Source organism: Actinacidiphila sp. bgisy167 (assembly GCF_965342175.1).
Lineage (GTDB): Bacteria > Actinomycetota > Actinomycetes > Streptomycetales > Streptomycetaceae > Actinacidiphila.
This window is the reverse complement of the sequence record NZ_CBDRBL010000017.1, coordinates 86,403-98,980: the sequence shown is the minus strand read 5'-3', so window position 1 is coordinate 98,980 and position 12,578 is coordinate 86,403. Positions and strand designations below refer to the sequence as shown.

Here is a 12,578-nt window from a genome sequence, read left to right as displayed (position 1 = left end):
ATTCTTCCGCAGACGCCAGCGTCAGCCACACATCGTCCGCGGCTACTTCGGCGGCCCACACGTCCGCTACGTCCTGAACGAGAACTCCATGAGTTTCTGATCATAAGTGCCAGTGCCGCGGCGTGTGGGCCGCCACACGGCTTCTTGGTCGTGCGGCGTTCGCAGCGAGCGGGCGCATCCCCGCTCTCTTGCGCGCTCACGGCACATCACTGGACTCCTGCGATCTCCGGGGTCGTATACTTGCCTCCCACCTGGTGCTACTTCCTGTGGAACCTCAAGATCGCAGTCGACAGGTGTCCAGGATCAAGGGGAGGCTCCACCCCGCACCACGGCCCCACGGCCGGGCAGGCCACGACCTGACCAGCCATCGGCCGCTACCTGCGGATTCGGGTCAGAGGCGGCCGGCCACCGTGCGCGCCAGTTCCTCGAGCGGCTTGTCGAAGCGGGAAGGCTCCGCGTTGCGCACCAGCCGGATCGCGACCCACTGCTCGGACACCCGCAGGAAGACCGATCCGTCCTCCAGCCACGCCTCGTCGCCGATGCCGTCGAGGGGCCTCATCTCGTGGCCGATCCCGCGCTCGGCGTCGTAGTAGCTCTTCCCCGAATCCCCCGCGAAGATCTCGACCTGGGCCGTCGGGCCCGATTCCGGCGCGGTGTAGGTGCAGGTTCCGGCCAGGTCCTTGCCGACCGTCAGGGCCGTACCGGCGAGCCGTTCGGCCTCTGCCTGCGTCACCAGGGCGCACGGGTCGTCCGCTGCCGTCCCGTCCGCCACCCCGGCGGTCGGCGACGCGGACGGCCGGGCCGGGGACGCCGCTGACGACCCCTCCGCACCCGGCGCACCCGGCGCACCCGGCGCGGTCGGCGCGGTCGCGGACGGCCTGTCGCCGGCGCCGCCGGCCGCCGGCTGCTGGCACCCCTGCAGGGCCAGGGCCAGCAGCGCCACCACCGGCACCCCCGCCCAGACCGGAGTGCGCCTGCGGTCGCCGGACGCCGTCCGGCTGCGTGCGTGCACCATCGATTCGTTCCCCCCTCGGTAGGCGTCTCGCTCACGTCCCGGTCGTCCACCCCGGGACGGATGCCCCTACAGACGCACCCGGCAGCCGCTCGGTTTCGGCCCCGCGAAACGGTTGCCGCCCCGGCGTGCGCCGGGTTCGCGCCGGGCCCGCCCTGCGGGACGATGCGGCGGCGCAGCCGACGTCCTACCCTCGGGTCGCATACGGACAAACGCACTTCCTCATCCTGGGGGCCGGCGTGTCGACATGGACGGCAGCGGACGCAGAGGGCATAGAGGCGGGAGCGGAGCCCGCCGCCCGGGCGACGGCGCTGACGAAGTCCTACGGGACGGGCGAGACCCGGGTGGTGGCGCTGGACGCGGTGGACGTGGAGATCGCCCGGGGCCGCTTCACGGCGGTGATGGGCCCCTCGGGCTCGGGCAAGTCCACGCTGATGCACTGCCTGGCCGGGCTGGACTCGGTCACCTCGGGGCGGGTGTGGATCGGCGGGACCGAGATCACCCGGCTGGCCGAGCGCGACCTGACCCGGCTCCGCCGCGACCGGGTCGGCTTCGTCTTCCAGGCGTTCAACCTGTTGCCGACGCTCACCGCAGCCGAGAACATCACGCTGCCGATGGACATTGCGGGCCGCAGGCCCGACCGGGAGTGGGTGGACCGGGTGATCGACACCCTGGGCCTGCGCGACCGGCTGGGGCACCGACCCGCACAACTGTCGGGCGGGCAGCAGCAGCGTGTGGCCTGCGCCCGCGCCCTCGCCTCCCGGCCGCAACTGATCTTCGCCGACGAACCGACCGGCAATCTCGACTCGCAGGCGGGCGCCGAGGTGCTGGGCTTCCTGCGCGAGTCCGTGGACTCCCTCGGCCAGACCGTGGTGATGGTGACCCATGACCCCGGCGCGGCGGCGTGGTCGGACCTGGTGCTCTTCCTGGGCGACGGGCGGATCGTCGACGAGATGCACGAGCCGGCCGCGGACGGCGTCCTGGAACGGCTCAAGCGGCTCGACGCGCTGCGGACACAGGGATAGGGGCCGCAAATGCTCCGGGCGACGCTGCGCAGCTTCCTGGCCCACAGGGGCCGGCTGCTGCTCAGCGCGCTCGCCGTCCTGCTGTCGGTCGCGTTCGTCACCGGCAGCATGATCTTCTCCGACACCGTCAACCGCACCTTCGACCGCCTCTTCGCCTCGACGTCCGCCGACGTCACGGTGGGACCCCCGGAAGCCTTCAGCGAGGACCAGCAGTTCGCCTCCGGGCAGGTGCGCACCCTGCCGGCGTCCCTGCTGGACCGGGTGAGAGCGGTACCGGGCGTCGCGGACGCGCGCGTCGACGTCACCGTGTACAACACCACCGTCGTCGACGCCCGGGGCCGCCCGGTGGAACCGACCACCGGGGCCCTCACCGCGGCCACCGACTGGTCGGGCCATCCGCGCAGCCCGGTCCGGCTGACCAGCGGTCACGCGCCGCACGGCCCCGACGAGGCGGTCATCGACGCCGACACCGCCGAGAAGCGGGGCCTGAGGATCGGCGACCGGCTGCGGGTGCTGGCCCAGCCGGGCGCGTTCTCCGTGCGGATCGTCGGGATCGCCACGTTCACCACGACCAATCCGGGCGCCGCCCTGGTGTTCGTCGACACTCCCACCGCGCAGTCTCTGCTGCTCGGCCGGACGGGTGTCGCGACGTCGGTGCAGGCCGACGCCGCCCCCGGGGTCACCGACGAGGTGCTGAAGGAGCGGATCGCCGCCGCGCTGGGGCCGCGCTACACCTACACCACCCAGGCCGAGCAGGCGAAGTCGGCGGTGGAGAGCCTGGCGACCCTTCTCGACGTGATCAAGTACGTGATGCTGGGCTTCGCCGGGGTGGCGGTCCTGGCCGGGGTCTTCCTGATCGTCAACACCTACTCGATGCTGATCGCCCAGCGCACCCGGGAACTCGGCCTGCTGCGCGCCCTCGGGGCTGACCGCGCACAGGTGCGGCGGTCGGTTCTGGTGGAGGCGGTGCTTCTCGGGGCGGTGGGCTCCGCCCTGGGCCTGGTCTGCGGGGTCGGGCTGGCGGCGGGCCTCTTCCGTCTGCTCGGGGTGTTCGGGATGAACATCGACGCCGCCGAGATGGCCGTCCGGCTGCGCGTGCCGGTGGCGGCGTTCACCGTCGGCCTGCTGGTGACGCTGGTCGCGGCCTACCTGCCGGCGCGGCGGGCGTCCCTGGTCTCCCCCATGGCCGCGTTGTCGGACGCCGAGGCCGCCGGGCCCGGACGGAGCCTGCGGTACCGGGCGGTGGGCGGCGCGGTCGCGACCCTGGTGGCCGCGGCGGCGCTGAGCGGCGCGGCGGCGGCCGGGAGCGTCGGCGCCGCCGCGACCTTCCTCGGGGTGGGCATCGGGCTGTCGCTGGCGGCGGCGGTGGTCGTGGGCCCGTTGCTGGTGCGCCCGGTGGTCCGGGTGCTCGGCGGGGCGTTCCCCCATGTGTACGGGCCGGTGGGGCGGCTGAGCCAGCGCAACGCGCTGCGCAACCCGCGCCGTACGGGCGCCACGGCCGGCGCGCTGATGATCGGGCTGGCGCTGGTCACCGGCATGTCCGTCGCCGGCACGTCGATGGCGAGCTCCTTCGACCAGGAGATCGACCGGGCCCTGGGCGCGGACTATGTCGTGCAGGGCACGCATTTCGCGCCGTTCGCCCCGGAGATCACCGACCGGGTGCGCGCGGTGCGCGGCGCCGGGGAGGTGGTGCGGGTGCGGTACGTCTCCGTCCTGGTGACGCTGCCCGACGGCCGGACGACCAAGCTGACGGGGACGGCCATCGGCCCCGGGGCGGACCGCGCGCTCAACCTGGAGTACGCCGCGGGCGACACGGCGCGCGCCCTGGCCCGCGACAGCCTCTCGCTGTCCGCGACGTACGCCGCCCAGCACGGGCTGCGCGTGGGCAGCCGCATCCCCGTGCGCTTCGTCGACGGCCGCTCCGCGGCCTTCACGCTGCGCGCGCTGACCACCAGCCAGAGCACCGTGCTGGGCGACGACGCGACCCTGACCATGGGCCTGGCCACCGCCGAGCGGTTCCTGCCCCACGGCCAGGACGCGGCGCTGTACGTGAACGCCGCGCCCGGCACCGGCAAACCCGCGCTGCGGGCGGGACTGGAGCGGGCCCTCGCGCCCTATCCGCAGGTGGAGGTCCGTGACCAGGCCGACTACAAGGAACTGGTGCGCACCCAGATCTCCGTGCTGCTGAACCTGGTGTACGCGCTGCTCGGGCTGGCGATCGTCATCGCGGTGCTGGGCGTCGTCAACACGCTCGCCCTGTCGGTGATCGAGCGCACGCGTGAGATCGGCCTGCTCCGCGCCATCGGTCTGTCGCGACGGCAACTGCGCCGGATGATCCGGCTGGAGTCCGTGGTGATCGCGGTCTTCGGCGCGGTGCTGGGGCTCGCCCTGGGACTGGTCTGGGGCGTGGTGACGCACGAGGTGCTGGCGCTGGAGGGCCTGCGGGCCTTCGCCGTTCCCTGGACGACGGTGGGGGCGGTCCTCGCCGGCTCCGTGGTGGTGGGCCTGGTCGCGGCGCTGCTGCCGGCCCTGCGCGCCTCGCGGATGAACGTCCTTGCCGCGATCGCCCACGAATGACCCGAATGATCGGCGCCCGGGCGGGGAAGGTCGTGGACCGACGGACGGGGCCTTCGCCCGGTGACCGCGCAGCTGCGCCGTGCGGAGCCGCCGGAGGACCTGGGCAGCCCTGATTCGCTCGCCGCACCCCCTGGAGGCCTGCGTGGCTGACCGCACGAACGATCTCGCGATTCGCAGCGCCGTACCGGCCGACGCCGAACGGGTACTGGGCTTCTGGCGGACGGCCGCCGAGGGCACCAGCATCAGCGACGACGCGGACGGCGTGGCGCGGCTGATCGCACGCGACCCCGAAGCCCTGCTGCTCGCCGAGGCCGGCGGCGGGCTGGTCGGCACGGTCATCGCGGGCTTCGACGGCTGGCGCTGCCACCTGTACCGGCTGGCCGTCCACCCCGAGCGGCGCCGGCAGGGCGTCGCCCGCGCCCTGCTCGCGGCGGCCGAGGAACGCTTCAGCGCGCTGGGCGGCCGACGCGGTGACGCCATGGTGCTGGAGCACAACGCCCGCGCCCACCACGCATGGCGCGCGGCGGGATACGCGCCCGAGCACCACTGGCGCCGCTGGACCAAGCTGCTCGGCAGCACCCCCGGGTAGCGCGGGCACTCCGGCGAACGCGGCCCCAGGGACGGCGGGGCGCGCCGCGCGGCCGTCTCCGGGCTGTCCGCTGTGCCAGTGCTTCCTACGATGGGCATATGGACGACCCTGCGAGTCCGTCACGTCCGCGGTCCCGTGGCCGACGCGCGCTCCCCCCGCGCCGGACCGCTCATGCGACCGAGGTGCCGCGATGACCGAGGTGCTGCTGCTGGCCGTCGCCCTGCTGTTGACCCTGGCCTGCGCCGTCTTCGTCGCCGCGGAGTTCTCCCTCACCACGGTCGAGCGCACCGATCTGCAGCGGGCCGAGCAGGCGGGTGAGCGCGGCGCCCCGGCGGCGCTGCGGGCCGTGCGCAGCCTGACGCTGCAGCTGTCGGGCGCCCAGCTCGGCATCACCGTCACCGGACTGGTCATCGGCATGCTGGCGCAGGCCTCGATCGCCGAGCTGCTGGCCGGCCCGCTGCGCGCCCTCGGGATGTCGGCCGCCGGGGCGGCGTCGCTGGGGCTGGTGATCGGCACCGGCGTCTCGACGGTGGTGCTCATGGTGGTGGGCGAGCTCGTGCCGAAGAACTGGGCGATCTCCCGTCCGCTGCCGGTGGCCAAGGCCGTCGCGGCGCCGCAGACCCTCTTCACCGCCGCCTTCGGTCCGCTGATCCGCCACCTGAACAACACCGCCAACCGTGTGCTGCACCGGCTCGGTCTGGAACCCGCCGAGGAGCTGGCCTCGGCCCGCAGCCCGGAGGAACTGGTCGCTCTCGCCCGGCACTCCGCCCGGGCCGGCGCTCTGGAGGCCGACACCGCGGAGCTGTTCGTCCGGACGCTGAGCCTGCCCGGGCTGACGGCCGAGAACGTGATGACCCCGCGCGTCCAGGTGGTCGCCCTGGAGGAGGGCGCCACCTGCCGGGACGTCGCCGACATCACCCGTGCCACGGGGCTGTCCCGTTTCCCCGTCCACCGCGGCGGCCTGGACAACGTGATCGGCATCGTCCACATCAAGGACGTCCTGGCCGTGCCGTACGAACGCCGCGAGGGCCACCCGATCACCCCGCTGCTGCGGGAGCCGGTGCCGGTGCCCGAGTCGCTCCCCGTCGACCGGCTGCTGGACCGCCTGTCCGGCTCGATGACCATGGCGGTCGTCATCGACGAGTACGGCGGCACGGCGGGCGTCGTCACCCTGGAGGACATCGTGGAGGAGGTCGTCGGCGAGGTCCGCGACGAACACGACCCGCTGGAGACCCCCGATCTGGCCTTCCTCCACCAGGACCGCACCGGCCGCCGCGTCTACGACGCCGACGGGGCGGTGCGGACCGACCAGGTCGCCGAGATCGGCCTGCGGGTCGCGGACGGCCCCTACGAGACGCTGGCCGGCCTGGTCGCCCAGCGGCTCGGGCGGATCCCGGCCACCGGCGACACCGTCGAGGTCGACGGCTGGATGATCGAGGTCACCGACGACTCGCACCACCACGCGGCGCACGTACGGCTGATCTCCCCGGCGCCGCACACGCAGGAAGGCTTCGCGTCGCCGGCGGCCGGCGCGGGCGGCGGGCCGGCGGGTGCGCGATGATCTTCCTGCAGCTGTTCATCGGCTTCCTGACCCTGGTGGCGAACGCCTTCTTCGTCGGCGCCGAGTTCGCGATGATCTCCGTCCGGCGCAGCCAGATCGAGCCGCGCGCGGAAGCCGGGGAGCGCGGCGCGCGGCACGTCCTGTGGGGACTGCAGCACCTTTCGCCGCTGATGGCCGCCGCCCAGCTGGGCATCACACTGTGCACCCTCATGCTGGGCATCGTGGCGGAGCCCGCCATCGAGCACCTGCTGGCGCCGCTGTTCCACCTCCTGCACGTGCCGCAGGGCGCGATCCACGCCCTGTCGTTCGCGATCGCGCTGGCCCTGGCCACGTACGCGCACATGCTGTTCGGCGAGATGGTTCCCAAGAACATCGCGCTCGCCGCTCCGGAGCGGACGGCGCTGCTCCTCGGCCCCCCGCTGGTGACCCTGGCACGGGCACTGCGCCCGGTGATCTTCGCGGTGAACGCCTTCGCGAACGGGCTGCTGAAGCTGCTGCGGGTCGAGCCGAAGGACGAGGTCGCGGCGGTCTTCTCGGACGACGAGCTGGCCCGGATGGTGACCGACGCGGGGCAGGCCGGGCTGCTGGACGAGCGGGCCGCCGTCCGCCTGCAGGACGCTCTCGAACTGGGCCGCCGGCCGGTCCGCGCGGTCGTCGTCCCCTGGGACCGCGTGGTGTCCGCCCGCCTCGGCGTCACCCCGGCGGGACTGGAGCGCCTGGCCGCCCGGTCCGGCTTCTCGCGCTTCCCGGTGACCGACGACGCCTGCCGCATCCTCGGCTACCTCCATGTGAAGGACGCCCTGGCCCTCGGGCCCAGCCGCCACGACCAGCCCTTCCCGCGCGGCGCGCTGCGCCGGATCACCAGGGTCGGCGCGGCGACCCCGCTGGACGACGTCCTGGCCGCGATGCGGGCCAGCGGCGCACACCTGGCGGCCGTCGTCGACGACCAGGGCCGCGGCCTCGGTCTGGTGACCATGGAGGACGTGCTGAAGGAACTCGTGGGCCGTGCCGCGGCCGGTTGAGGCGGCCTTCCGCCGGGCCGGTAGGATCACGCGCGCCATGCAGATGAACGCCACCCACACCAGCTTCGTCGCGCTCGGCGACTCCTTCACCGAAGGCATGTCCGACGCGCTGCCCGACGGCTCGTACCGCGGGTGGGCCGACCTCCTGGCCGGACGCCTCGCCGCCCACGCGCCGGGCTTCCGCTACGCGAACCTCGCGGTGCGCGGAAAGCTCATCCAGCAGATCGTGGACGAGCAGGTGGAGACCGCGGCCTCCATGGAGGCCGACCTGGTCACCCTGGTCGGCGGGCTCAACGACGTGCTGCGGCCCACGTGCGACGTGGCACGGGTGTGCGCGCTGCTGGAAGAGGCCGTGGAGCGGCTGGCGCCGACCTGCCGGCAGCTGGTGCTGATGCGCAGCCCGGCCCGCCGCGGCCCGGTGGCGACGCGCTTCCTGCCCCGCATGGAGCAGCTGTTCGGCTTCCTGGACGATCTGGCGGCACGGCACGGCGCGCTCCTGGTGGACCTCTACGGCGCCCCCGTACTGGGGGACCCGCGCCTGTGGGCGGAGGACCGGCTGCACCTCGACGGCGAGGGCCACCGCCGGGTCGCCGAGGCGGTCTGGCAGGCCCTCGGGCGCACACCGCAGTTCGACTGGAGCGAGGCGCTGCCCGTCTCCGTCCCGCTGTCATGGCCCGCGCGCCGCGCCGCCGATCTGCGCTTCACCCGCCGCCACCTCCTCCCCTGGATCGGCCGCCGCCTCACCGGACGCTCCTCCGGCGACGGCCTGTCCCCCAAGCGCGCGGAGCTCGTGCCGTACGAGCTCTGAGCGGGGCGTCACCGTGTCCGGGCGAGCGCCCCCCGTGGGCAGGGTCCCGCCCGACCGGCTTCGTCACGGCGTCCGGGCTACGCCGAGGGCGGCAGCGTCTTCTCGCAGTTCAGGCAGATCCTCTTCTCGCGATGTTCCTTGAGCTTCGCCTCGGCCGCACGGATCGCCCCGTTGACCCGGGACAGCCACACGGCGCCCGCCAGCGCCACCAGGAGCCCCGGCAGGATCGCACCCGAGAAGAGCACCACCACCCCCACCGCCAGACACGCCAGGGGCACGCCGCGCGACAGCGTCGGCACACTGGGCTCCGCCCATTCCGGCCGCAGCCTGTCCGCGGTCACCTTCGCCGCGAACAGCGTCAGTTTCTCCACCCGCGACGACCCGCAGCCCGGGCACTGCAACTCCGCCATCACGCCCCCCCGATCCGTCGGAAGTCACCCAGGGTGCCGCCCGCAGGGCCGAGTCGACAAGATGACAAAACCGCTTCGCCCGGTGGAGGCCGCGGCTCCCGCACCGCGCCGGTCCCCGCGGAGGCCGCCGCCGACCCCTCGCCCACCGCACCTGACCTGGACTTTCCCCGCCCTCACGGAGGCGGGCGGAGGTGAACGCGCGCCATGGGCGGCAGGTAGACTCTCGCTACGTGACTTCCAAGCCCCGCATCCCCAACGTCCTGGCCGGCCGCTACGCCTCGGCGGAGCTCGCCACCCTGTGGTCCCCCGAGCAGAAGGTGGTGCTGGAGCGCCGCCTGTGGCTGGCCGTGCTGCGGGCCCAGAAGGACCTGGGCATCGAGGTGCCCGACCAGGCCGTCGCGGACTACGAGCGGGTGCTGGAGCAGGTCGACCTGGCGTCGATCGCCGAGCGGGAGAAGGTCACCCGGCACGACGTCAAGGCGCGCATCGAGGAGTTCAACGCCCTCGCGGGGCACGAGCACGTCCACAAGGGGATGACCTCGCGCGACCTCACCGAGAACGTCGAGCAGCTGCAGATCCGGCTCTCCCTGGAGCACGTCCGCGACCGCACCGTCGCCGTCCTGTCCCGGCTGGGCCGGCTCGCCGCCGAGCACGCGGAGCTGGTCATGGCCGGCCGCTCGCACAACGTGGCGGCCCAGACCACGACCCTCGGCAAGCGCTTCGCGACCACGGCCGACGAGCTGCTGGTCGCCTTCGCCCGGGTCGAGGACCTGCTCGGCCGCTACCCGCTGCGCGGGATCAAGGGCCCGGTCGGCACCGCGCAGGACATGCTCGACCTGCTCGGCGGGGACGCCGGCAAGCTCGCCGAGCTGGAGCGCCGGATCGCGGCGCACCTCGGCTTCTCGGAGGTCTTCACCTCCGTCGGCCAGGTCTACCCGCGCTCGCTGGACTACGACGCCGTCACCGCGCTGGTGCAGCTGGCCGCCGCCCCGTCCTCACTCGCCAAGACGATCCGCCTGATGGCCGGCCACGAGCTGGTCACGGAGGGCTTCAAGCCCGGCCAGGTCGGCTCCTCGGCGATGCCGCACAAGATGAACACCCGCTCCTGCGAGCGCGTCAACGGCCTGGCGGTCATCCTGCGCGGCTACGCCTCGATGGTGGGCGAGCTGGCCGGCGACCAGTGGAACGAGGGCGACGTCTCCTGCTCCGTGGTGCGCCGGGTGGCCCTGCCGGACGCGTTCTTCGCCTTCGACGGCCTGCTGGAGACCTTCCTGACGGTGCTCGACGAGTTCGGCGCCTTCCCGGCCGTCGTCGCCCGCGAACTCGACCGCTACCTGCCGTTCCTCGCCACGACCAAGGTGCTGATGGGCTCGGTGCGGGCCGGCGTCGGCCGCGAGCTGGCGCACGAGGTCATCAAGGAGCACGCGGTCGCCTCCGCGCTCGCCATGCGGGAGAAGGGCGCCGAGCGCAACGAGCTGCTGGACCGGCTCGCCGAGGACGAGCGCATCCCGCTCGACCGCGCCCAGCTGGACGCGCTCATGGCCGACCGCCTGTCCTTCACCGGCGCGGCCGCGGACCAGGTCGCCGAGGTAGTGCGGCGGATCGGCGAGGTCGCCGGCCGCTACCCGCAGGCGGCCGCCTACGCCCCCGGGGCCATCCTCTGACCACGGCCCGCCGGCCCCGCCCGAGCCAGGACGAACTGGAGGCCGCCCGCGACCGCGTCATCCCCGACGTGATCGCGGACGGCCTGCGGGTCCTCTTCTGCGGCATCAACCCGGGGTTGCTGTCGGCAGCCACCGGCCGGCACTTCGCCCGCCCCGGCAATCGATTCTGGCCGGTGCTGCACGCCTCCGGCTTCACCCCGCGCCGGCTCGACCCGGCGGAGCAGGACGGACTCCTGACGTACGGGCTGGGGATCACCAATGTCGTCGCCCGGGCCACCGCCCGCGCCGACGAACTGACCCGCGCGGAACTGATCGAGGGCGGACGGCTGCTGACGGCGACCGTGGAGCGGTACACACCGCGCTGGCTCGCGGTCGTGGGCGTCACGGCGTACCGCGTCGCCTTCGCCGAGCCTCGCGCGAAGATCGGCCCCCAGGACCGCACGATCGGTGTGACACGCGTCTGGGTGCTGCCCAACCCCAGTGGCCTGAACGCGGGTTGGTCGACGCAGGCGATGGCGGAGGAGTTCGGCCGCCTGCGCGCCGCGGCGCGGGCCTGAGGCCGCGCCGGCACGGCGGCCGCCCGGCGCGTCCGCGACCCCGCTCGCCGCCCTCGGCCGTGACATCGACTCAGTAACCATGCGCCGCTGCCCCTCGCCGCCAGGACGCCCGGGCGGGTACGATCCGGCCAATACGCGTACGAGCTGGGAGGACGTAGGGTGGGGCGGCTCACCGGCGGGGACCCGTCTCTGCTCCGGCGGATCAATTCCGCGGTGGTGCTCCATGCCCTGCGCGGCGCGCCCGCCGTGAGCCTGACCGAACTGGTGCGGACGACGGGGCTGTCACGGCCCACCGTCGAGGGCGTGATCGAGGGCCTGTCCGAGTCGGGCCTGGTGGTGGAGGCTCCGCAGGAGCCCGCCGACGCCCGCAGGCAGGGCCGTCCGGCGCGCAGGTTCCGCTTCCACGCGGAGGCGGGGCACCTGTTGGGCGTCGAGATCGGGGCGCGGCAGATGCGGGCGCTGCTGTCGGACCTGAGCGGCCGGGTCCTCGGGACGCTGACGCACGACGTCGCCGACACGCTGCCGGCCGAGGAGCGCCTGGAACGGGTCCGGGGCCTGGTAGCCGAGCTGCTGCGCAAGGCCGGTGTGGCCCGCAGCACGCTGTGGGCGGTCGGCGTGGGCAGCCCGGGGATCGTGGAGACCGACGGCGCGGTGCGCCTGAGCACGGCCCTGCCCGGCTGGACGGGACTGCCGCTGGGCGAGCGGCTGCGCCGGTCGTTCCGTTGCCCCGTCCTGGTGGAGAACGACGCGAACGCCGCCGCCGTCGCCGAACACTGGAAGGGAGCGGCCGTCGGCACCGATGACGTGGTCTTCGTGCTGGCGGGGCTGAGCCCGGGGGCCGGCTCTCTGATCGGGGGCCGGCTGCACCGCGGCTTCGGCGGGGCGGCCGGGGAGATCGGGGCGCTGCACCTGCTCGGCCGGGAGGCGCGGCCGGAGCGGCTGCTGTCCACGACGGGGACGCCGCTGCACCCGCTGGACGAGTCGGCGGTGGCCGAGGTGTTCGCGCTCGCGAAGTCCGGGGACGTCCAGGCACGGGAGGCCGTCGACCGCTTCCTGCAGCGCCTGGTGCACGACGTGGCGGCGCTGGTGCTGGCGATCGACCCGGAGCTGGTGGTGATCGGCGGATGGGCGGCCGGACTGGACGGGGTGCTCGAGCCGCTGCGCGCCGAGTTGTCGCGCTACTGCCTGCGGCCGCCGCAGGTCGCGCTGTCGGTGCTGGGCCACGAGGCGGTCGCGACGGGGGCCCTGCGGCTCGCGCTCGACCATGTCGAGGAGCAGTTGTTCGCAGTGGCCCGCACCTCGCTGCTGGGCCGCTGAGCCGCCAGGCGGCGGACCACGGGGGCCCGCCAGGGC

At 74.0% G+C, this 12,578-nt stretch carries 11 protein-coding genes; 9 read left to right on the top strand and 2 right to left on the bottom strand.

The genetic code is table 11. The annotated features are described in order from the left end of the window. Window positions 1-391: 391 nt before the first annotated feature. Window positions 392-1,015, bottom strand: a complete 624-nt coding sequence (locus ACRWND_RS09715; protein WP_431948071.1) for a hypothetical protein — start codon at window positions 1,013-1,015, stop codon at window positions 392-394. 236 nt (window positions 1,016-1,251) lie between these two features. On the opposite strand from ACRWND_RS09715, the gene ACRWND_RS09710 reads away from it, so the two are divergent. The 6 genes from ACRWND_RS09710 to ACRWND_RS09685 all read left to right on the top strand — a co-directional run bounded on the left by ACRWND_RS09710 (window position 1,252) and on the right by ACRWND_RS09685 (window position 8,594). Then, the gene (locus tag ACRWND_RS09710; protein WP_431948069.1) at window positions 1,252-2,037 is read left to right on the top strand and encodes an ABC transporter ATP-binding protein; all 786 of its coding nucleotides are present in this window, start codon (window positions 1,252-1,254) and stop codon (window positions 2,035-2,037) included. A gap of 9 nt (window positions 2,038-2,046) precedes the next feature. Beyond that, the gene (locus ACRWND_RS09705; protein WP_431948067.1) at window positions 2,047-4,614 is read left to right on the top strand and encodes an ABC transporter permease; all 2,568 of its coding nucleotides are present in this window, start codon (window positions 2,047-2,049) and stop codon (window positions 4,612-4,614) included. A 142-nt stretch (window positions 4,615-4,756) separates the two neighbouring features. Further along, entirely contained in the window at window positions 4,757-5,203 is a 447-nt protein-coding gene (locus ACRWND_RS09700; RefSeq protein ID WP_431948065.1) for a GNAT family N-acetyltransferase, read from the top strand. Between the two features lie 190 nt (window positions 5,204-5,393). After that, a complete protein-coding gene (locus ACRWND_RS09695; protein WP_431948063.1) occupies window positions 5,394-6,764 on the top strand; it encodes a hemolysin family protein in 1,371 nt (456 codons plus the stop codon). Further along, window positions 6,761-7,786 carry a hemolysin family protein gene (locus tag ACRWND_RS09690; RefSeq protein WP_431948061.1) on the top strand — a complete coding sequence of 342 codons (1,026 nt, stop codon included), beginning with the start codon at window positions 6,761-6,763 and terminating at the stop codon, window positions 7,784-7,786. The genes ACRWND_RS09695 and ACRWND_RS09690 overlap by 4 nt, the downstream gene beginning before the upstream one ends. Before the next feature lie 37 nt (window positions 7,787-7,823). Beyond that, on the top strand, window positions 7,824-8,594 hold the full coding sequence (locus ACRWND_RS09685) for an SGNH/GDSL hydrolase family protein (RefSeq protein ID WP_431948059.1): 771 nt from the start codon (window positions 7,824-7,826) through the stop codon (window positions 8,592-8,594). A gap of 77 nt (window positions 8,595-8,671) precedes the next feature. On the opposite strand, the gene ACRWND_RS09680 is transcribed toward ACRWND_RS09685, so the two are convergent. Continuing rightward, complete coding sequence (locus tag ACRWND_RS09680; protein ID WP_431948057.1) at window positions 8,672-9,004, bottom strand: hypothetical protein; 333 nt, start codon at window positions 9,002-9,004, stop codon at window positions 8,672-8,674. Between the two features lie 230 nt (window positions 9,005-9,234). On the opposite strand from ACRWND_RS09680, the gene purB reads away from it, so the two are divergent. The 3 genes from purB to ACRWND_RS09665 all read left to right on the top strand — a co-directional run bounded on the left by purB (window position 9,235) and on the right by ACRWND_RS09665 (window position 12,542). Beyond that, window positions 9,235-10,668 carry an adenylosuccinate lyase gene (gene purB / locus ACRWND_RS09675; protein WP_431948055.1) on the top strand — a complete coding sequence of 478 codons (1,434 nt, stop codon included), beginning with the start codon at window positions 9,235-9,237 and terminating at the stop codon, window positions 10,666-10,668. Between the two features lie 68 nt (window positions 10,669-10,736). Further along, the gene (gene mug / locus ACRWND_RS09670; protein WP_431948053.1) at window positions 10,737-11,225 is read left to right on the top strand and encodes a G/U mismatch-specific DNA glycosylase; all 489 of its coding nucleotides are present in this window, start codon (window positions 10,737-10,739) and stop codon (window positions 11,223-11,225) included. A gap of 159 nt (window positions 11,226-11,384) precedes the next feature. After that, on the top strand, window positions 11,385-12,542 hold the full coding sequence (locus ACRWND_RS09665; RefSeq protein ID WP_431948051.1) for an ROK family transcriptional regulator: 1,158 nt from the start codon (window positions 11,385-11,387) through the stop codon (window positions 12,540-12,542). Window positions 12,543-12,578 lie beyond the last annotated feature (36 nt).